19 protein-coding genes and 1 pseudogene are annotated in these 20223 nt (G+C 55.9%); 14 read left to right on the top strand and 6 right to left on the bottom strand.

What is annotated here, in order from left to right; all coding sequences use genetic code 11:
• Positions 1-21 precede the first annotated feature (21 nt).
• Both AC4EYZ_RS15165 and AC4EYZ_RS15160 read right to left on the bottom strand, forming a co-directional pair.
• A complete protein-coding gene (locus AC4EYZ_RS15165) occupies positions 22-1023 on the bottom strand; it encodes a TRAP transporter substrate-binding protein (RefSeq protein ID WP_138799256.1) in 1002 nt (333 codons plus the stop codon).
• Positions 1024-1100: 77 nt separating this feature from the next.
• On the bottom strand, positions 1101-2096 hold the full coding sequence (locus AC4EYZ_RS15160; protein WP_474191876.1) for an asparaginase: 996 nt from the start codon (positions 2094-2096) through the stop codon (positions 1101-1103).
• A gap of 276 nt (positions 2097-2372) precedes the next feature.
• Between AC4EYZ_RS15160 and AC4EYZ_RS15155 the strand changes: the two genes are divergently transcribed.
• The gene (locus tag AC4EYZ_RS15155; RefSeq protein WP_223828087.1) at positions 2373-3071 is read left to right on the top strand and encodes a FadR/GntR family transcriptional regulator; all 699 of its coding nucleotides are present in this window, start codon (positions 2373-2375) and stop codon (positions 3069-3071) included.
• Here the strand turns inward: AC4EYZ_RS15155 and AC4EYZ_RS15150 are convergent.
• Positions 3068-3973: a LysR family transcriptional regulator gene (locus AC4EYZ_RS15150; protein ID WP_474191877.1), complete on the bottom strand. Its 906-nt coding sequence runs from the start codon at positions 3971-3973 to the stop codon at positions 3068-3070. The two genes, AC4EYZ_RS15155 and AC4EYZ_RS15150, sit on opposite strands and share 4 nt — an antisense overlap.
• A gap of 110 nt (positions 3974-4083) precedes the next feature.
• Between AC4EYZ_RS15150 and AC4EYZ_RS15145 the strand changes: the two genes are divergently transcribed.
• Both AC4EYZ_RS15145 and AC4EYZ_RS15140 read left to right on the top strand, forming a co-directional pair.
• Positions 4084-4722: an NAD(P)-dependent oxidoreductase gene (locus AC4EYZ_RS15145; protein ID WP_474191878.1), complete on the top strand. Its 639-nt coding sequence runs from the start codon at positions 4084-4086 to the stop codon at positions 4720-4722.
• A 460-nt stretch (positions 4723-5182) separates the two neighbouring features.
• Positions 5183-6028, top strand: coding sequence for an alpha/beta fold hydrolase (locus tag AC4EYZ_RS15140; RefSeq protein WP_089691852.1), 846 nt, complete (start codon positions 5183-5185; stop codon positions 6026-6028).
• Positions 6029-6145: 117 nt separating this feature from the next.
• Here AC4EYZ_RS15140 and AC4EYZ_RS15135 read toward each other — a convergent pair whose 3' ends face one another.
• On the bottom strand, positions 6146-7039 hold the full coding sequence (locus tag AC4EYZ_RS15135) for a LysR substrate-binding domain-containing protein (RefSeq protein ID WP_089691856.1): 894 nt from the start codon (positions 7037-7039) through the stop codon (positions 6146-6148).
• A gap of 187 nt (positions 7040-7226) precedes the next feature.
• On the opposite strand from AC4EYZ_RS15135, the gene AC4EYZ_RS15130 reads away from it, so the two are divergent.
• Positions 7227-7562 (top strand): hypothetical protein, encoded by a 336-nt coding sequence (locus AC4EYZ_RS15130; RefSeq protein WP_041158748.1) that lies wholly within the window; start codon positions 7227-7229, stop codon positions 7560-7562.
• 108 nt (positions 7563-7670) lie between these two features.
• Here the strand turns inward: AC4EYZ_RS15130 and AC4EYZ_RS15125 are convergent, their stop codons facing one another.
• Positions 7671-9806, bottom strand: coding sequence for a PhoX family protein (locus AC4EYZ_RS15125; protein ID WP_490203856.1), 2136 nt, complete (start codon positions 9804-9806; stop codon positions 7671-7673).
• A 210-nt stretch (positions 9807-10016) separates the two neighbouring features.
• Here AC4EYZ_RS15125 and hemP point away from each other — a divergent pair, with 210 nt between their 5' ends.
• The 7 genes and pseudogenes from hemP to AC4EYZ_RS15090 all read left to right on the top strand — a co-directional run bounded on the left by hemP (position 10017) and on the right by AC4EYZ_RS15090 (position 16533).
• On the top strand, positions 10017-10199 hold the full coding sequence (gene hemP / locus AC4EYZ_RS15120) for a hemin uptake protein HemP (protein WP_474192918.1): 183 nt from the start codon (positions 10017-10019) through the stop codon (positions 10197-10199).
• 119 nt (positions 10200-10318) lie between these two features.
• Positions 10319-12295, top strand: coding sequence for a TonB-dependent receptor domain-containing protein (locus tag AC4EYZ_RS15115; RefSeq protein WP_474192917.1), 1977 nt, complete (start codon positions 10319-10321; stop codon positions 12293-12295).
• Positions 12296-12326: 31 nt separating this feature from the next.
• Positions 12327-13382: a ChuX/HutX family heme-like substrate-binding protein gene (locus AC4EYZ_RS15110; protein WP_490203855.1), complete on the top strand. Its 1056-nt coding sequence runs from the start codon at positions 12327-12329 to the stop codon at positions 13380-13382.
• Complete coding sequence (locus AC4EYZ_RS15105) at positions 13379-14257, top strand: heme/hemin ABC transporter substrate-binding protein (protein ID WP_490203854.1); 879 nt, start codon at positions 13379-13381, stop codon at positions 14255-14257. The genes AC4EYZ_RS15110 and AC4EYZ_RS15105 overlap by 4 nt, the downstream gene beginning before the upstream one ends.
• Complete coding sequence (locus AC4EYZ_RS15100; RefSeq protein WP_474192347.1) at positions 14254-15294, top strand: FecCD family ABC transporter permease; 1041 nt, start codon at positions 14254-14256, stop codon at positions 15292-15294. The genes AC4EYZ_RS15105 and AC4EYZ_RS15100 overlap by 4 nt, the downstream gene beginning before the upstream one ends.
• Before the next feature lie 53 nt (positions 15295-15347).
• A pseudogene (locus AC4EYZ_RS15095) lies at positions 15348-16049 on the top strand (ATP-binding cassette domain-containing protein); the annotation flags it as partial.
• Between the two features lie 109 nt (positions 16050-16158).
• A complete protein-coding gene (locus tag AC4EYZ_RS15090) occupies positions 16159-16533 on the top strand; it encodes a YbaN family protein (protein WP_474192346.1) in 375 nt (124 codons plus the stop codon).
• Between the two features lie 7 nt (positions 16534-16540).
• Here AC4EYZ_RS15090 and AC4EYZ_RS15085 read toward each other — a convergent pair whose 3' ends face one another.
• The gene (locus AC4EYZ_RS15085; RefSeq protein WP_223288501.1) at positions 16541-17047 is read right to left on the bottom strand and encodes an Lrp/AsnC family transcriptional regulator; all 507 of its coding nucleotides are present in this window, start codon (positions 17045-17047) and stop codon (positions 16541-16543) included.
• A gap of 203 nt (positions 17048-17250) precedes the next feature.
• On the opposite strand from AC4EYZ_RS15085, the gene AC4EYZ_RS15080 reads away from it, so the two are divergent.
• The 3 genes from AC4EYZ_RS15080 (at position 17251) to mgtE (ending at position 20162) form a co-directional block, all read left to right on the top strand.
• Complete coding sequence (locus tag AC4EYZ_RS15080; protein ID WP_009285987.1) at positions 17251-18267, top strand: 1-aminocyclopropane-1-carboxylate deaminase; 1017 nt, start codon at positions 17251-17253, stop codon at positions 18265-18267.
• A gap of 129 nt (positions 18268-18396) precedes the next feature.
• The gene (locus tag AC4EYZ_RS15075) at positions 18397-18738 is read left to right on the top strand and encodes a DUF6482 family protein (protein ID WP_342569066.1); all 342 of its coding nucleotides are present in this window, start codon (positions 18397-18399) and stop codon (positions 18736-18738) included.
• A 68-nt stretch (positions 18739-18806) separates the two neighbouring features.
• Positions 18807-20162 carry a magnesium transporter gene (gene mgtE, locus AC4EYZ_RS15070; protein WP_474192345.1) on the top strand — a complete coding sequence of 452 codons (1356 nt, stop codon included), beginning with the start codon at positions 18807-18809 and terminating at the stop codon, positions 20160-20162.
• Positions 20163-20223 lie beyond the last annotated feature (61 nt).

Here is a 20223-nt window from a genome sequence, read left to right as displayed (position 1 = left end):
GGTCTTAGCCGACCAGGTGGATCAATACTCGATACCCACAGCGTCATAGACCTTATGCAGCAACTCCGTGGTGACGATATCTTCATACTCTTCGTGCACCGGCATGCTGGCTTCAATAAAGGCGTCACGCTGCTCTGGGGTGAGTTCGTTGATCGCAATTTCGTCTTTGATCTCTTTCATGATGGTCTCTTCGTCCTGCAGCGTTAGCGCACGGGACGCGTCTCGGCCGTTATCGAAGGCTTCCAGCATCACCGCCTGCAGATCTTCCGGCAGCGAGTCCCAGGAGTCCTGGTTCATTACCGCCGCATAGGCGTGGTAAGCGTGATTGGTCAGCGAGAGATAGTCCTGCACCTCATGGAAACGCATGGTATAGATGTTGGCCAGTGGGTTTTCCTGCCCCGACACCACGCCTTGCTGCAGGCCGTTGTAAACCTCGGTGAAGGCCATTGCGGTGGCATTAGCGCCCAGGTTTTCATAGGTGGAGATGATGATCGGCGCCTGCATGGTGCGCATGCGGATACTGTCCATATCCTCGGGGGTTTCGATCGGGCGATCATTGTTGGTGATATGGCGGAAACCCGCTCCCCAGAAATTGACGCCGTACATGTTATGGCCATTCAGGGTATCGAGGATTTCGCGACCCACTTCACCATCCAGGGTTTCCACCATGGTGTCGTAATCGGCAATCAAGAACGGCAGATCCAAAATCTGCATGCGCGGCTCAAAGTTGCCCAGGGTGGCCGTTGGCGGGATACCGATATCGACCAGGCCCATCTGAATCTGCTCAATGATTTCAACGTCGCCACCTACCTGAGCGGCCGGCAGCACGTTAATCTCGATACGACCATCGGACTTCTCCTCTACCTCCTCTTTAAAGCGCAGCGCCGCCTGGCCGTTCGGCGTTTCTTCAATCAACACGTGTGCGAAGCTGAAGGTATAGTCGGCCGCATGAAGCTGAGCCGCGCTTAGAGAAGCAACAGCAATAGCAGCGGAGAGAGTGGCTTTTGTCAGCGTTAGTTTCATGTCCAGCACCTTATTTAGTTATGGGGAATTGCTTTTTAGTTTCCTGTTATTGCAGTTGAGCAAGGTTAAAAGGCCGCTCACGCCATTAAGCGTTCCATCGCATCCCCCAGCGCTTCGCGCGGGGTACTACTCAGCAGCAAGGCAAGTGCAAGCCTTGCCTTGCGTGCACTGATATCGTTGAGCGCGATCACCCCAGCCGAGACCAAATCAGCCAGGCTGCCGCTAAACTCATAACTGGTGTTCACCGGCCCTTGAGCGCAACTACTCACGACCGCTACAAGGACACCTGCGCTAACCAATGCTCGTATTTCGTTCATCCAGCCAGGTGGCACGTGGCCCCGGCCTAAGCCATCAATCACCACCCCCTTCGCGCCACTCTCTACGCAGGCTTTCAACAGCGTGGGCGAAGCATCCAGATAGGCGGGCAGCAGGTCGACACGCGGCAGCGGGGTATCCCACCCTTCAATGGGGGGCGCTATCGCCGTTCCCGTGTGATAAAGCTTGAGCCTTTGCCCGTCGATATACCCCAGAGAACCAGCGCCGGGGGCGTCAAATCCATGCAACTGGAAACTGCTCACCTTGCGGGCATAGCGCGCAGCAAACAGCGACTCGTTGAACACCACGACACAGCCAAGCTGACTCAGTTGGGGGCTAACCGCCGCCACGATGGCATCGCAGATATTTTTAAAGGCGTCGGTACCTAACTGGTGAGGCGCCCGCTGGGAACCGGTGATCACACAAGGTTTATCCGCTGGCAGCGTGAGCGATAAAAAGTAAGCGGTCTCTTCCAAGGTATCGGTACCGTGGGTAATCACCAGACCGTCCACATCGGCTCGCGACAATGCTCTCCGCCCCTGGCAATGGAGTTCAGCAAGATCGGCGAGAGTGACGGCATTACTGGGTTTCTGCAGGATCGACATCACCTCTAACGTGACGTCGACACCCTGCGGCAGCGCTACCTGATCCAGCAGCTGCTCGCCGCTTAGCTCCCCTGACTGGCTTCGGCCTGAATCACTGGGCTTGCTGGCAATAGTGCCGCCCGTGGTCAATACCACGATGTGCTTTTTGGTCATTCAGGTTCTCATCTTTTATGCTTTGCGTCACAAACAACAGACATCAGATGTCTGATTTCAGACTAGACTAAAGAACAAACCATTAGCAAGGCAGTCACATAAAACAATGGAAGATAAGAATATGTCTTTTAAATATATGCAATCGGCTGTCTTAAGCCGCTAGGCTTAGGGCATTGATAAAATGCAGGAAACACCGATGAGCCACGCGAGGCCCTCATGAGTTTTAAACGCCAGCCCGAGATTAGCTCGACCCGTACAACCTCTTTTGGAGATTCAATGGATCGCAGTTCAGTTGCGCTGCAACTGCTAGAGCGTATTAAAAGCGCTCTTATACGAGGCGACCTCAAGCCAGGGGATTACCTGCCCTCGGAAACGGAGCTCACTCACACCCTGGGCATTGGTAAATCCAGCGTGCGTGAAGCCATCAAGATGCTGCAAGCGATAGGGATCGTTGAGGTCAAACGGGGTCAAGGCACCATGATTCGCCGCGAGCCAGGCACGCCGCTCGTCGACCCGATGGCGTTCGGGATGATCCTGGCGCGAGGCATGACGCGGGATGTACTGGAGTTTCGCCGTATGTTCGAACCGGCTTACACGCTTCAAGCAATGAGCGGGGCAACGGCAGAGGATCATCAACGTATTCAGCAGAGTATCGACGCCATGGAAGAAGCCATCCGCGCGGGTGCTCAAACCTCCAAGCACGATATTGCCTTCCATCGCGCCATTCTGCACAGCACCCATAACCCCATGACCATCCGCGTCGGCGAAACCTTGCTGCAACTGATCGAAGCCGCACTGGAAACCTCTATGCGCTCACTACCGGAAACCGCCTTGAAGGACCATAAAGCTATCTATGCGGCCTTCAAAGCAGGCGATACCGCCGGTATTCATGCAGCGATAGCCGTTAGCAGCGAAAGCTGGGAAACCAACCTAACTTATGACAGTGACAGCGAATTAAATGCAGCACCCCGTTAAGGCTCTTCTTGTAACCAGGCGCCAAAAAAGGTCATAAATGCGCGCGCTTTGGCGGTTATGTGCCGCCCTGGCGGATAGACTGCATAGGCGCCGCCTTCCGGCAGTGTCCACTCTTCAAGCACACGCACTAAACGCCCAGCCGCGATCTCTGGCGCCGCGGTCATATCCGGCAATACGGAGAGACCGCCGCCAGCGACCATCAGTGCGACTAAGCTCACCGTTGAGTTGGCTGCCAACCCTGCGCTCATTTGCACCTCATACCGCTCATCGCGTCGCTGGAAAGCCCAAGTTAACGGTGCTTTTAACGGTGTAAAGGCGATCCATGCATGGTCTTCCAGCGCCTTGGGGTGTGAAGGCGTGCCGTAGCGTTTCAGATAATCAGGAGCAGCCACCACATGCTGTTGAAAAGTGCCTATTCGACGGGCGCGTAGCGTGGAGTCTTTTAGCCAGCCTAGACGAAACGCTAAATCGATGCCGTCCTGCACCATATCGCTTACTTGGTCGCCGCTACGTAGTTCTATATGCAGCGCAGGGTGCAAGCGGCTAAACGCCACTACCGCGTCGCTCAACACCCCGGCGGCGTAATCTTCGGGCGCCGTGATACGCAACTCGCCGTGCAGCTGTTGGGTGTCGCTCACAGCACTGGCAAGCGCCCCCTGTAGATCTATTAACAGCGGGTGGCACTGATGGTAGAGCGCCTCTCCGGCTTGAGTGAGCTGAACCCGCCGCGTGGTGCGGAGGAACAGCGTGACACCCAGGCGCGTTTCCAGCTGCCGAATTTGCAGGCTGACACGGGTTTTCGTGCAGCCTAGCCGCTCCGCTGCTTTGGTAAAGCTGCCGGCTTCCACCAGAGCGACAAAGATCGGCAAACCGTTTAAATCGAACTCGTTGGCGGTGGTCATTTATCGCCCTACTGTTATGAAATCGATAACAGTAAATTACGTTAATCGCTATTTTTCAAATCAATAAAGCGTCCGACAATGCAGCGACAACCTACTTAAGGAGAACTGTTATGAAGATTGCATTGATTGGCGCTAGCGGATTCATTGGATCTGCCCTATTAACCGAAGCGCTCTCCCGCGGCCATCACGTGACGGCGTTAGTGACTCGCCCTGAACGGGTGGCAGCGCAGGAGAATGTCACTACCGTTAAAAGCGATGTGTTAAATACCGAGGCACTTACCGAGCAGCTCCGCGGTTTTGAAGCTGTTATCAGCGCCTTTAGTGGCCATGCCCAAGAGGATGTTTACGGCTATTACCTCAAAGGCTTTCACTCGATTTTGTCAGCCACTCAACAAGCTTCCGTGCCTAGGTTACTGATAGTGGGTGGCGCGGCGACGCTCGAGGTAGCGCCGGGTAAGCTTTTGTTAGATGCACCGGGGTTTCCAGTAGAGTACCGGGCCACGGCGGAAGGGGCGCAAACGGCCCTTGAAACGCTGCGCGGGCAAACGGCGCAAGCGTGGACGTTTCTCTCTCCCGCCGCCGAGATTTTCCCCGGCGAGCGCACGGGTAGTTTCCGGCTTGGCGGCGATACGCTACTCACCGATAGCAAAGGTAATAGTCGTATTTCCGTGCAGGATTATGCCATCGCCATGATTGATGAGCTGGAAAACCCACATAACACCAACCAACGTTTCTGCGTCGCGTACTGATCAAATCGCTATTTAAGTCGTTATGCCCCTCACTGGAGATAGGTGAGGGGTTGCCTCTTTCTTCTATTTCCCCGCCCCCTTTTCCCGTTACCCTCACCTATTTACTCTTTCACCTTTTTGCTGAACTTATCGTTCATCGCCGTAAAACCATCAGTCATATTTAACAATGTTAATTAATCCAATCTCACTTGACCACACATTAATTAACAACTGTGCATTAAAAAATTACTTATAAGACATTTCTTACATAAGCATAGCGAATCTCTTACAAATGCTGTCAGCAATATCCTACATACGCAGTCGCCTATACCTTCAACAATCAGGTAAACACAAATAAAGAAATACTAAAAAACTTGCACACTTGTGACAGCTAATGAACTTATTAGGTTCAGAACCCATTACGCAGACATGCACGCACTAGACTCGCATTAACTGACCCAATTACTGCAAGGAAAACATCATGAAAGCCAACACTGAGCTCGTTAAGATAGGCAATCATTGCGTGCATGTAGAAATCTATCAACAGCCACAAAATACTGAAAGTATTATTATGGTCAACGGCGCGCTAGCCACCACGGCCTCCTTTACCAATTGTGTCAAATACTTGAGTGATGGATTAAACGTTATCCTGTTTGACTTGCCTTTTGCTGGCCAGTCAAAACTACATAACCCTGTGGGTGGCATCATTACCAAGGAGAATGAAGTCAATATCCTCCTAGCTCTGATTGAACGTTACCAACCAACGTCGTTACTTTCCGTTTCTTGGGGAGGCTATGCCGCTATGATGGCATTGGCGCAATCCCCCACCTCCATTAAAAGAGCGGTGCTAGCCTCATTTTCAACTCAGCTTAACGACGGCATGCTGCGCTATATCAATGGTGCTCGCCATTATATTCAAATTGGCGATGTTAAAACCGCGGCTAACCTGCTTAATGAAGAAGTGGGAAAATACTTACCCCGCTTACTAAAATATATTAATTACCGGCATCTCTCACGGTTAGATGATCAAGAGCTTCAACAGGTCTGCTTTCATATCGAACAAATACTCTCCATGAACGACACCGACTATGAACAGCTCCTGGGTAATATTGAGATACCGACGCTGTTCGTGAATGGCAAACTGGATGAGTACACAACGCCGGAAGACATTCTGATTGCCGACGACTATATGCCGAAATGCGAGTTCGAAGTCGTGCCCAATGCAGGGCATTTTCTTGACCTTGAGCATGCTGATGCACGCAAACGAATGGAGAAAATTCTGCGCGGTTTTTTGATTCCTAACGAGTTTGAAAGTCAGGTTGCCTAACCACTTTCGTTACCCTATTACATGGCCTCACTAAGCAAGAGTGTGGTCATGTAATCTTCAGCACCATCATGCTAAAAAATCATTACCGCTCAAAAGCTAATGATAATTCATTACCACTCACCCCTCACGAAACGCCTCCACCACGCGTTCGGCCAACACTTCGCTGGCATCACCACTACCTGCACGCTTCACCAGCGCTACTTGATAATCCCCTAGCGGTGGCAGTGACTCGTTGTGGAGACGCTTGAGCGGTGGTCGAATCAAGCTTTTTGGAAAAGCCGTCACGGCCAGATCAGCCAGCATAGCAGCTTCCTGCCCGGCACAGTGGTCGCAGGAGTAAGCGATTCGGTAAGCAATCCCCGCTTGATCAAGGGCATTAAGGGTAATTCTGCGCCACGCACACCCCTGCTGGGCCAGGGTCACAGGCAGTGGCGTTCGCTGCACGGCAACGCCATCCTCACGGCCCGCCCACACTAGCGGTTCGCTGTGGACGATCTCTCCCCGCGTCGCCTGACCAGGCCCTCCAGCCATCACCAGGGCAAGATCAAGCTCGCCCTCGTCCAACCTGGCGAGCAGGTCTTTGCTGCGTCCCACCTCGACATCAACCTGCACCGCCGGGTGCGAGCGGGCAAACTGAGCCAACACAGTGGGCAGGATACGCCCGACGACATCATCCGTTATCCCCAGTCCCACGCGCCCTTCTATGGTGGGGGCTAAAAACTGTGTGACGGCTTCGGCATTGAGCTTAAGCAGCCGTCGACCATAGCCCAGCAGCACTTCCCCCTCGGCAGTCAGGCGTACGTACCGCGCCTCGCGCACAAACAGCGTTTGCCCGAGCGTCTCTTCCAGACGTTTGATCTGCATACTTAGCGCTGAAGGAGTGCGAAACAGCTGCTGGGCGGCGCGGGTGAAGCTGCCGCTCTCCGCAATTGTCACAAAGGTGCGCAGCACCTCGCTATCCAGTAGCGGTAAGGCAACCCGGCTGGGAGCCATGGTCGATAGTTGATTCATTCCGCCCACCTTTCAGAAAAACTTAACACTCAGTGTAGATCTTTTCGTTTGATTGATCCAAGGCAAAGTACCAAGCTGATAACCAGAGGTCGCGACCCTCCCACTTATTAATCACTGATCACAGCTGCCCAGTTAGCGCCCTGGCGTCATTGACTGTACAGCCGTTGTGAATAAAAGGAGGTGCGCGATGAAGTGTGAATGCCCAGCCCAACATGCCCATAACGCCTGGGAAAAAGCTCGCCAACTGGCGCCGCCGCCCAAGCCACCAGCACTGCATTTTTACATGCCTGCCATGCCGTCGATGAGGTTAATTCGTACGCTCGATATGGCCTGGTGGCGTTACCGGCGGCGTTGGCTTTTCCGCCGCCATATACTGCCGCTACTAGCCTACGATGACCACGTACTGTTGGATATTGGCCATTGTCGAGAAGATATTCTCTGGGCCAACCAGCTCCCATTGAAGGTCGATGCCATTCACGCGCTAGAAGCCCGGCAGAAAAAGCGGCAAGTTCAGCAGGCCTAGAATCAAAAAAGCTTCGAACCTCTCCCAGGTTCGAAGCTTTTAATGAAGCCCTTAATAGCGTTTTAAGCATCTCATATAGTTACTAAGCTTTTTGCTCAACGCCTGCTTTTAAACTCCTATCGGCCCGCCATCACGTTTTTGAATAACAACGGTTGACGCCCGAGGGCGTACTTGGCCGCTGGCTGCAACAGTGGCGTCTTGCACTAGCTCACTACCATCCGCGGGCCAGTTACCCGGGTGCTGAATGTTAATAAACAGCGCGGTTTTATCCGGCGTGGCAAAAATACCCGTCACTTCACAGCCGTTCGGCCCTACCGCAAAGCGCTTAAGCTGCTGCTGGTTGCTGCTGTTAACCACCGGGCCGGTTCCCTGGATGTCGTCTAGCCCATTAGGTACCACGGCAAGCAGTTGGTCGTTGGTGTACTCGGTGACCCCATCATAACCATTATCGGTCTGGATCCAGAGGATACCCTGACCATCGTCGCGCTCGTCGAACCAGAGCCCATCGGGGCTGGCAAACTGATTCATTTCGGTCAGGCCCGAGTGATTATCGGCATCGTCAGCTGCCGCGCCAAACACAAACACCTCCCAAGTGAAGGCATTCGGGAGCCGGCTTTCGCGCCAGCGGATAATATGCCCAGCTTCGTTATTAGCGCGAGGGTTGGCGGCATTGGTAGGCGCTAAGTCATAACCAACGCCTACCTGTTCCAAGCCGTCACCGTTGTTGGTGTAGGTTGGCTGTGTATCTTCACCGATGCGCTGTGAGTTATTGGTCAGGGTGAGATACACCTCGCCCGAGGCGGGATCAACAGAGGCCCACTCCGGGCGATCCATCGGCGTGGCGCCCAACAAATCCGCTGCATCGCAGGTGTTGATGATGATACCTGCCGCATCGTCGTTAGCTAGCCCCAACGCCGCCGCTAGTGTACGACCATCGCGCGTTTGGGTGCTAGGCGTTAGCGGCAGCCACTCACCGCTGCCATCGGCGTGGAAACGGGCCACATAGAGGGTGCCGTTATTCAGGTATTTGTTGCCAATGGCAAGACGATCGTACTCTTCACCTGGGCGGTTGGCATCGGTGGGATCCCAGGCAGCATCCGAAACATATTTATATACGTACTCGTTGCGAGAATCATGGCCAGAGTAATAGACCACCGGCTGGCCGGCTTCCAGCTTGCCTAACCAACACCCTTCATGGCGGAAACGCCCAAGCGCCGTACGCTTAACCGCCAATGCATCACTATAGGGATCGACTTCCACCTGGTAGCCGAAGGTGCGTGCTTCGTTGCGGTAATCGTCTTCGGCACGCTCGCCGCGCAGGGTAATATCGAAGCGAGCAAATTCGTCATTCTGTTCAGAGGCATCACCTGCCGAAGTATCCCAACCATAGCGGCTTTTATCGGTGGGAATACCAATCCGGGCATCGTCCTGGAAGCGTTCACCGCGGTTCACAAAGATATCGGGCCAGTTCTCTTCACAGGCAATATAGGTGCCCCAGGGCGTTACCCCGTTACCACAGTTATTGTTTGTACCACGGGTTTGGGTGCCTTCAGGCGAAAAGCGGGTTTTGACGTAGTCACTGCCCGCCACTGGCCCGGAAAGCTCCATCGTCGTCGCACTGGTGAGGCGCCGGTTATAGCGCGATCCCGGCACGTGCGCCCATTGGCCGCTGGCGTTCTTTTCGACCTCAACAAGGGTGACACCGTGAGCGTTGATTTCGGTGCGCGACTCCTCTGCTGGCCGCTGGCCCTCATCAGCATTAGTGGGGCCACCTTGGGGCGCCCATAGCGCGGCTTGATCGATATACTCATTGTTGAGCGCCAGCACAAAACGACGCGAGGCGTTGTCGGTATCCAGGGCAAAACCGGCCATGCCGTCATGGTGCATACCCACACTCTCCGCCTGACGCTCAGCGGTCATCGGCTGTTCGGGCTGCCAGGTAACATTTTGGTTCAGCGGCGTGCCCCACGGCACCAAGACTTGGGCAACATAACCTTCCGGCACCACAACGGCATCGGTGCGTGACCCTTTAACCGCCTCAAACGCCAGCGTCAGGGGTGTCTTTTGGTTGCTGCTTGAGGCAAGCGCTTGCGCAGCACCGCCAAAACTAAGCATCGAGGCAGCCGCCATGCTCAAACCACCGCGCATCACATCGCGCCGGGATACATGGCGCGCCAATACTTCCGCAAAAGGTTGATTGCCGCTGTGGTTAAACAGGCGATGATCTTCGATCTCTTTACTCATTTTGGTCTCCCCCTGATCGTTTGTAAGCCAACGATTGAACGTTAGGAGACACTAAAGAAGCTTAATGACAGCACGATGACGGAGCGCCTGCATTTAGATGAAGAACGGTCGAATGCTAGCCACTTTTACTCCCCAAACCCTATTGAGGGATGTCTGCAACTCTGCTAAATTAACGCTAATAGTTATCATTAACACAGGAGTTACTCTCTCATGCAGTTACCCGCTAAGGGCACTGGCCAGGGAGATACGTCGGCCTCGACGACCCGCGAGGTGGCCCACGAGGTGAATAGCAAAGAATTACTTGGTAACTCAGGCCAATTGGTTATTCACCATGAACAGCGCCGCTATGTGTTGCGCCGTACTAAAAGCGGCAAGTTAATCCTTAACGCATAAAGCTCTTAATATTTTAGCCCCTGATTAATTTAAAGATTTATACGGCAAAGCCAGCCAGGTAGCCCATCGCACCCAGCCAGCGACCTCTTCCACTTATCCCTGTTGGAAATCTCTGGCTTATGAACCACACACGCGCTTTTGGTGGCCTCTTTTTAACGCTGCTTCCACTGCTAGCCGCCCAAGCGGACGACGCCGGGCTTAACCCAGTGACGGTCACCGGCACCCGGGCGCCTACTGACCTTTCCCGGGCGCCGCTGATTATCGATATTATTGATCGCGATGATGCTGTGCTGGCCACCGCCAGCCGGGTTGAAGACGTGCTTAGCCGCCAACCCGGCCTGCATGTGGCTGGCCAAGGGCGCCGAAATGGCCAAACCTTAAGTATGCGCGGCTTTGGCAGCAAAGGGGTGCTGGTGCGTTTGGATGGTGTTCGTCAGGATATCTCCACCGGCCACATCGGTAACTTCTTTCTCGACCCTGGCTTGATTCAAGAAGTACAGATAGCGCGCGGTGCGCTCTCCAGCCTTTACGGCAGCAATGCCATGGGCGGTGTCGTCAGCTTCACCAGTGTGAATGCCAACGACCTGCTTGCCCCCGGCGAAAATAGCGGCGTACGCCTTTCCGTAGGCGGTGCGACGGCCAGCGACGAAATGCGGGGGAGCCTGACTGGCTTCGGCCGCCGCAATACCGCCAACGGCCAGGTGGATGGCCTGTTTTCAATCGGCCGCAGTGAATCCGGCGATATTCGCCGCGCGGGGGGCGATGAAGCCGAAGAGGATGCCGCCCTCAATAGCCTGCTGCTAAAAGGCGGTTGGGAGCCAAGCGACGACCAGCGGCTATTTATCAGCTGGCAGCACTACGACGAACGCGCCACCCAGCCCGCCAACCCACAGCAGCTTTCAACCGATGCCAGCAATCCGCTGCGCGATCGCGATGTGGAAAGCAACAACGTCCAGTTGGGCCACCGCTGGCAGCCCAGCGCTGCCACCGAAGTCACCTCGCAGCTTACCTTTAGCCAGCAGGATATCGACGAGCCCCAGGCCAACCGTACCCTAGAGCGGGCCGGTCTTCAGAGCGACGGCTTCCACACCATGGATCACGGCTGGCTTTCGCAAACGCTGGTGTTCGGCGCCGAATTGGAGCAGGCCCGCCAACGGCCAGATGGCGAAGCGAATGGCTTTCCTAAAGCCGACATCGACACCCAGGCAGCCTATCTCGACACCACGCTTACCGCTGGACGCTATCTGGCCGATGGCGGCGCCGGGCAGTTTGATATTGGCCTGGGCGCTCGCTACGACCGCTACGACGCCAGCGGACAAAACAATGCCGATAGCGTCCACGACCAAGTGTCGCCACGTTTTCGTCTTGCCTGGCGGCCTGATGACGCTTTGATGCTGTTTTCGGGCTACGCTGAGGCCTTCCGTGCCCCGAGTCTTTCCGAGCTTTACGCCAACGAGCGCCACTTTGCCGGTTTCTGCGCCGGGCCAGCCTTCTGCACACCGGACAATTACTGGATTCCCAACCCTAGTCTCTCGCCTGAATCTAGCCACACCTGGGAAAGCGGCGTGGTTTGGCATCAGGGCGACTGGCAGGTTCGTGCCAGCTACTTCGACACCCGCGCCGACGATTTTATCGACACCCACGTCGACATCATGGCGGGCACCACCCAGGCGGTGAACGTTCAGCGCGCCCAGCTATGGGGCTATGACGCTCGAGTGACTTGGCAGCCCAGCGCCTTCCCGCTTCTCACAAGCTTTGTGGGCCTTTCGGAAGTCTCCGGTAAAGACCGCGATTCTGGCGAGCCCCTAGGCAGTCAAACACCGTTGGAAGCCACCCTGGGAAGCGAGGTGGTTCTGTATAACAGCGATATCCGCCTGGGCTGGCAAGCGCGTTTTGCCCAATCTTTCGATAAGCAGGGCGATGACGAGCGCCTGCCCGGCTATGGGTTGCACGATGTGCATCTCGCTTGGCAAATCACCCCGGCCGTGGATACCTCGCTGCGCCTTGCCAATATTGGCGACAAGGTGTGGTACCGCCCCGACGGCAGCCTGGGCGATGGGCGCAGCCTGTTCGCCACCCTCAACTGGCAGTGGTAAATCCACGCAGTCAACCCGATAGAGGTGCGTCATGATTACATCCCAACAGATCGCGATTATCGAAGCCTTTGACGCGGCGCGCGCCGCGCAGCCGCGGCTACCTGCGATTGAGATTGCCGAACGCTTATCGATCAGTGAAGGCGAGCTGCAGGCCGCTCGTTTAGGGCGCGACGTATGGACGCTGCCGCTCTCGCCCAGCGATATCGCCGCTTACCTGCCCCAGTTGGGGCGGGTTAAGGCGTTGACCCGCTCCCGGCTGGCCGTGCTAGAGCAAACCGGCAACTACCCTGAGCTTAGCGGCGGGGAGCATACTGGCCTGTTGCTCGATCCTGGCGGCCTGGATTTACGACTGCTTTACACGAACTGGCACTGGCCCTGCCTGATTCGTAATCCTATGCCGGCCACCAGCGCGGAAGAAGCGCAGTGGCGCTGGAGCCTGCAAATATTCAACCAGCATGGCTGCGCCGTTCACAAATGCTTTGCCCTGGAGAACCCACTACCGCGCCCCTGGGGTGCCTTAGCGGCCTTGGGCACTCGGGATACGCCGGCGTTTACCCAGAGCATGCCTCGCCTAAAGCGCCCGCTGCCTGAAGCGCCGACCCTGGCCAGCGAGTGGGGCGCGATGCGCGATGTGCACCAGTTCTTTGCCCTCCTCCAGCGCCATCATCTGGAGCGTATTGAGGCCAACCAGTTAATGGAAGGCCGCTATACCCGCGCGCTGCCCCTCAATGCCCTGGAAGCAGTGCTGCAGCATGCAAGCCAACGCGCGCTGCCGTTGATGCTGTTTGTCGCCAGCCCCGGCTGCGTGCAGATTCGCACCGGCACCCTGCCCACCCCGCAACGGGCTCGTGGCTGGCTGAATCTATTTGGCGAGCAGTTCACCCTGCACCTTGATGACACCGCGATTGACCAAGTGTGGCAAGTCAGCAAACCCAATCGCGACGGCGGCGTGACCAGCATTGAAGCCTTTGATGCCGAAGGCTCGCTAGTGCTGCAACTTTACGCACAGCGCCAGGAAGGCCGCGCGGAGCGTCGCGAGTGGCGGCAATTGCTGGATGAACTCGGTCGCCAAGAGGCGGTGGCATGAACGCAAAACGCCTAATGCGCCGCTCACTGGCACTACTGCTGATGGGGTGGCTAACCACCGGGGCCGCATTGGCCAGCGAGCGCTGGGTGGTGCTGGGCGGCGATATCGCCGAAACCCTGGCCGCCCTGGATGCCGATATCAACGTTATCGCTCGGGATGACACGGTCGTGCATCCACCCGCCATGGCGGAGCTGCCCTCGGTGGGTTACCTACGCCAGCTCTCCGCTGAAAGCGTCCTGTCGGTTAAACCTAACCAAGTGTTAGCAGCAGGACATGCAGGCCCCAAGGAAGTGCTGGCGCAGCTTGAGGCGGTGGGGATCGACGTCGCCACTATTAACGCCCCGCCAACCCTTGATGCCATTGCCGATAAAGTCCGTGCCGTCGGCCAATTAACTGATCGCAGTGACGCAGCAGGGGCATTGGCAGACGCTTTGGATGAGAAACTTGACCGACTAGCCAACCTGCCTACCCTACCCCCGACCAGCGCTATGTTTATCATGCAGCATAGCGGCTTAACACCTCGGGCGGCGGGCAGAGATACCGCAGCGCATAGCGCGCTCGAAGCGGTGGGCCTGACCAATGCCTTCGCCGCGATGCAGGGCTATCACAGCGTGGGTGCCGAAGCCCTGGCCCGGCAAGCGCCGGAGATTGTGGTTGTCTCCGAGCGTGGCCTGGCGGCAATGGGTAGCGCAGCCGCGCTATGGCAGTTACCCGGTATGGCGTTAACCCCCGCAGGCCGAGAGCAACAGCTGATTGTCATTGATGACCAAGCCTTGCTTGGCTTTGGCCCGCGCACGCCCGATAAGCTACTCACCCTGCGCCAGGACGTTGAAGCGCTATTGAATGCACCAACTAGCGCCCAGCTAAGCCCATGATAGCCATTCTTAACACTGACCGTTTCCGGGTGCGGCTGCCGGTTAGTCGCACTACCCGCGTGCTCATCGGATTAACCGCTACGCTACTGCTGGTCTTAGGTTGGGCGGCCGCCTCTGGTGCGCTGGGCATCTCCCCGTGGGAAGTACTCCGCGGCCAAGCCGATCCGCTCAGCGTGCAGGTGTGGTGGCAACTGCGCCTGCCGCGCTTACTGCTGGGCGTGGCAGTGGGTGCAATGCTTGCCGGTAGCGGCGCCGCCATGCAAGGGCTGTTTCGTAACCCGCTGGCCGACCCCACCCTGCTCGGCCTTGCCAGTGGTGCCGGGCTTTTCGTAGCTGTGTGGATTGTGCTGTTTCAAAACAGCGGCGCAGGCAGCCTTTACGGTCAGTTTGCGGCAGGCTTTCTGGGCGCCTTATGCGTCTGTTTGATTGTCTTTGGCATCGCCAAGCGTCAAGGCGGCGGCAGTGCCGCTGTGATGACCCTGTTGCTGGCTGGTTTGGCCATCAATACTCTCGCCGGGGCTAGCGGTGGGGTTTTAGCCTTTATCGCCAGCGATGAGCAGCTTCGCCAGCTTAGTTTATGGGGCATGGGCACGCTGACTAACGCCCTGTGGCGCACCACGGCGCTCGCCCTGGTACTCATTGCCGTTGCCCTGTGGCTGTTAATGCGTAGCGCTCGTGAACTTGACCTGCTCCAGCTAGGCGAAGCGACCGCCCATGCGGCGGGGCTGGATGCAAGCCGCTTAAAACGCCGGGTGGTGGTCGCGACCTCGCTGGGCGTAGGTTTGTGTGTAGCGCTCACCGGAGTAATTGGCTTTTTGGGCCTGCTGGTACCCCACTGCCTACGGCTTTGGTTAGGGCCTGGCCATCGGCTGCTGCTGCCCGCCTCAATGCTCGGCGGCGCGCTGCTTCTGGTCGTTGCTGATACGCTAGCCCGCACCGTCGCTGCCCCGGCGGAAATCCCCGTTGGGCTGCTAACCAGTCTGCTTGGCGGCCCCTACTTCCTGTACCTACTGATGCGCAGGAACCGAGCATGCTAACTCTCCATCAGGCTGGTTTAACCACCACCCCCGCTATCGCCCCACTAGATGGCACGATTCGACCCGGCGAGCTGCTAGCCATTGTCGGCCCCAACGGCGCGGGCAAGAGCACATTGCTCAGCATGCTTTCAGGCTTTCGCCCAGCCGAACAGGGCGAACTACATCTGGATGGCACACCCTTGCGCGAATGGCCCATCGCCGAACTTGCCAATCGCCGAGCGTTGGTCGCCCAGCAGGAGTTACCCGGCTTTGACTGGCAAACCGACGAGCTGTTGAGTCTAGGCAGTAACCCGGCTAAATCACTAGTAGCGGCGCTACTGGATGATCTGGATCTAACCCGCCTCGCCAAGCGCAGCGTACTCTCGCTGTCCGGCGGCGAACGCCAGCGGGTGATGATCGCGAGAGGCGCCTGCCAGCTACTCTCAAGGTGTTCTCCCACCGCCAAGGATGGCGGTATTTTACTTCTGGATGAGCCTACCAGCGCCTTGGATATCGGCCAGCAGCAGCGCCTGATGCGCCAACTGCGCGGTTGGGCCACGCAGCACCACATGGCCATTGTTTGCGTGCTCCACGACCTTAATCTCGCCAGCACCTACGCTGACCGGGTATGGTTGCTACATCAAGGGCAGCGTATTGACCATGGTCTACCCAACCAAGTACTCAACCCCGCAACCATCGCGAAGATTTACGCGGCCGAGTTGCAGCACATTGAGGGCGGCCCCCATGGCAAGCCCCTGCTCGCCCTGGCGCCTTAAGACGGCTTTCAGCAGCCAACGAGTCGAGTGGCAAAGCCCTCATATAAGTCCATACTTATCCATACGTAAAGGGCAATATAGGCATCACCGTGCCAATTGGGGAGCAAGAATGAGACTGATCAGCCTCATGTGGGTAATGCTGGCAGGGATGAGTTTTAGCATCGGTGTGTTAGGCATTTTTCTACCCCTGCTGCCGACCACCGTGTTTATGCTAATGGCTGTTTACTGTGCCTCCAAAGGCTCACCGCGTTTTGAGGCATGGATTCGCTCCCGCCACTATGTCGGGCCACTACTGGTTACCTGGGAACAAGAACGCGCCATACCCCGGCGCGCTAAGTTGGCGGCTGTTAGCATGATCGCATTGAGTGCACTGATCACGGCTTGGTCGCTCGGCCCCGGCTGGACACGCTGGGGCGTGATCGCTCTACTAATGCTGATTGCCGTTTGGCTGGCCACCCGGCCAGAGCCCTCCTCGTCGCCTTAACGCACGACTAAACCAGCACTTTATGGGTAGAGACCACCTGTCGCAGCCCCATAAACGAGCGGATCTGGCGCACGCCGGGTAGGTAGAGTAGTTGTTCAGCGTGCAGCCTGTTAAAGCTTTGGCTGTCCCGGGTGCGCACTAGCATAAAGTAATCAAACTCCCCGGTGACCACGTGGCACTCCATACAGCCAGAAACCTTCTGGGCCGCCTCTTCAAAGGCGGCGAAGGATTCCGGCGTCGAGCGATCCAGCACCACGCCAATCAACACCACCATACCTGCCTGAAGCTGCTCTGGGTCTAAATGCGCCACCACTCGGCTGATGACCCCATCCCGCTTGAGCCTTTCCACCCTGCGTAAACACGCCGCCGGGCTCAAGTTCACCTGCTCCGCCAGTGCCACATTGGAGAGCGTGGCATCTTCCTGAAGTAGTTTAAGGATACGCCGATCTGTTCGATCTAGTTCAGCGGCCTGATCATCAGGCTCAGGGCGTGAACGGGAGGTTTTTGCACACACTATTATTTACCTTATTCATCTATAGACACTATTCAAACCCATATAAAACATGTTTTAGAAACCTTTATTGCTTTAAACCAGCCAAATTTGCAACACAAAAATCATAGCTAACACTTACTATAAATAGCAGAGAGCACGCCAATTGTTCACAACAACCTTAGCCGCCCTATATCGCACCCAATGTTTTAAAGCTGGAGATTGCTATGAACCTCGAACGCTTCCCACGTTACCCACTCACCTTTGGCCCCTCTCCCATTACGCCGCTCAAGCGGCTAAGCGAACATTTAGGCGGTGAAGTAGAGCTCTACGCCAAGCGTGAAGACTGCAACAGCGGTTTGGCCTTTGGGGGTAACAAGACCCGCAAGCTTGAGTATCTGATTCCTGAAGCGCTGGAACAGGGCTGCGATACGCTGGTATCTATTGGCGGTATTCAATCCAACCAGACCCGCCAAGTCGCCGCCGTTGCCGCTCATTTGGGCATGCAGTGTGTGCTGGTACAGGAGAACTGGGTCAACTACTCCGACGCGGTGTATGACCGTGTGGGCAATATCGAGATGTCGCGCATCATGGGTGCCGATGTACGCTTGGATGACGCCGGGTTCGATATCGGCATTCGCCCCAGCTGGGAGCAGGCCATGGAAGATGTTCGCCAGCGCGGTGGTAAGCCATTCCCGATTCCCGCTGGTTGCTCCGAGCACCCTTACGGCGGCTTAGGCTTTGTAGGCTTTGCTGAAGAGGTGCGCCAGCAGGAGAAAGAGCTGGGCTTCACGTTTGACTATATCGTGGTGTGCTCGGTTACCGGCAGCACCCAGGCGGGCATGGTGGTGGGGTTTGCCGCCGATGGCCGTGCCCAGCGAGTGATTGGCATTGATGCCTCTGCCAAGCCTGAGCAAACCCGTGAACAGATCCTGCGCATTGCGCGCAATACGGCTGAGCTGGTGGAACTGGAAGGCGGTATTAGCGATGACGATGTTATTTTGGATACCCGCTACGGCGGCCCCGAGTACGGCCTGCCCAACGAAGGCACGCTGGAAGCCATTCGCCTATGCGCTCGGCTTGAAGGTGTGCTCACCGATCCGGTCTACGAAGGCAAATCCATGCACGGCATGATCGATATGGTGCGCAACGGTGAATTTCCGCCAGGCTCCAAGGTGCTCTACGCCCACCTGGGCGGTGTACCTGCGTTAAATGCCTATAGTTTCCTGTTTAGAAATGGATAAGAAGTAAAACACCTGCCCCGAACCGTCTGATCTAGCGTCTAAATAACGTCGATCAGACGGTTACTGCTGTACAAATAAAGCACACCCTTTAGTCTTGGCGTATAAGATGCTCACTCATGAGGATACGCCATGTCTTCAACGCTGCCCGCTCACCTCACCCTTGAAGAACTGGCGCAATGTTCCGCACCGCTGCCCGATGTAGAAGTACACGGACTCGATAGGGGCTGGTACATCGTGCGCCTGCATCAGGGTAACGCCACCAGCGTGCTTACTGACCAGAATGGCGAGACGCAACGCTTTACCGGTACGCAGTGGATTGGCCGCACGCTGGCGCCGTTGGGGTTCACCCACGGCACGCTGACCTGGGCCGACGCCGATGATGAGATGATTGGCACCGACGTACCGCCCGTTTCTGCCCAGCAGCGCATGGCTTATGGTGTTCGCGTGGCGTTCAACTATACCTGTCTATAACATTCATAAAGCGAGCCGCCAGGAGTTTGCACTTCTTTAACACTTAGCTTCCAACAAGGACGGACTCTATGCGCGATGATGAAAAGTACACCAATTCCGAAGAACAGTTACTCTACCTTCAAAACCTGCTAGATGATCAAGACACAGCGGCACTAAAAGCGTATTTCTCTGAACTCGACATTTTAGACATTGCGCGCACACTGGAGTCCTTCCCGGCCAAAACGCGAGATTTCCTTTGGGAGTATGTTCCCGACGATTTAATCGGCGAGGTTCTTGCTGAAGTTGACGAAGACATCCGCGCTGACTACATCGAAGACTTATCGGCCAGCGATGTAGAGCAAATTGTTAAAGGCTTGGATGCTCAAGAAGTTGCTGAAGTTTTAGATGTTGCCGATGAAGCCATAAAAACCAGCGTTTACGCTAGCTTAGAGCAAGAAATCCGCGCCCAGGTTGAGAATCTTCACGCCTATGAAGATGACGTTGTTGGCCGTTACATGGATCCCGAGACGGTCAATGTAAAACAGGGCGTGTCGTTAGAGGCCGTACAGCGCTATATCCGCATCCACCATCTGCTCGACGATGAGTCGCAACAGATCATGATTACGGATAAAGACAAACGCTTACTCGGCACTTTGACCCTGATTGATTTAATCAAGCAACCACAAGATGCGATGGTTGATGATTACATGGATGACTTTTTTACCCTAAATGATCAAATGAAAGTCAGTGATGCAGCGGCGTTATTGCGCTCTAAAGAGCTACACTTTGTGCCCGTGTGCGATAGCGATGGGTTACTTGTAGGTCAGCTAAACGCCGCCGACGTACTTGAAATCACCCAAGACGACGCTGACATGACGTTAAAGCATATGTCCGGCGTCAGTAACGAAGAGGAAGTCTTCACGCCCGTTTTACGCAGTGCAAAGAGTCGCGGCATTTGGCTGGGTATTAATCTGTTAACGGCTTTTTTAGCCGCCTTCGTTATCGGGCAATTTGAAGCGGCCTTAGATCAAATCGTGGCGCTGGCTATTTTGATGCCGGTGGTGGCGAGCATGGGGGGTATTGCGGGTAGTCAAACCCTCACCGTGGTTATACGCGGCCTGGCGCTGGGCCAACTGGCGGGCAACAACGTTCGCTGGCTGTATAACAAAGAGATGTGGGTGGGTATGAGTAACGGTTTGGTGTGGGCATTAGTGGTCGGCTTGATTTCCCATATCTGGTTTGGCGACGCCATGATCACGCTGGTGATCACCCTGGCCATTTTTATCAATATGAGTCTCGCCAACTTATCCGGCGTATTAATTCCCATGGTATTGAAAAAGCTCCAGATCGACCCTGCGTTATCCGGCGCGGTTATTTTGACGACCGTTACCGATGTGGTTGGCTTTTTATCCTTTCTGGGGCTCGCGACGCTGATTATTCTGTGACCCTGTATCGGGACTGATGTAGAGCGCCACATAACGCGGCGCTCTGCTTATCACCCTAGGG

It is taken from the genome of Vreelandella sp. 162(4c), assembly GCF_058152265.1.
This window is presented reverse-complemented; position numbering and strand designations above follow the sequence as displayed.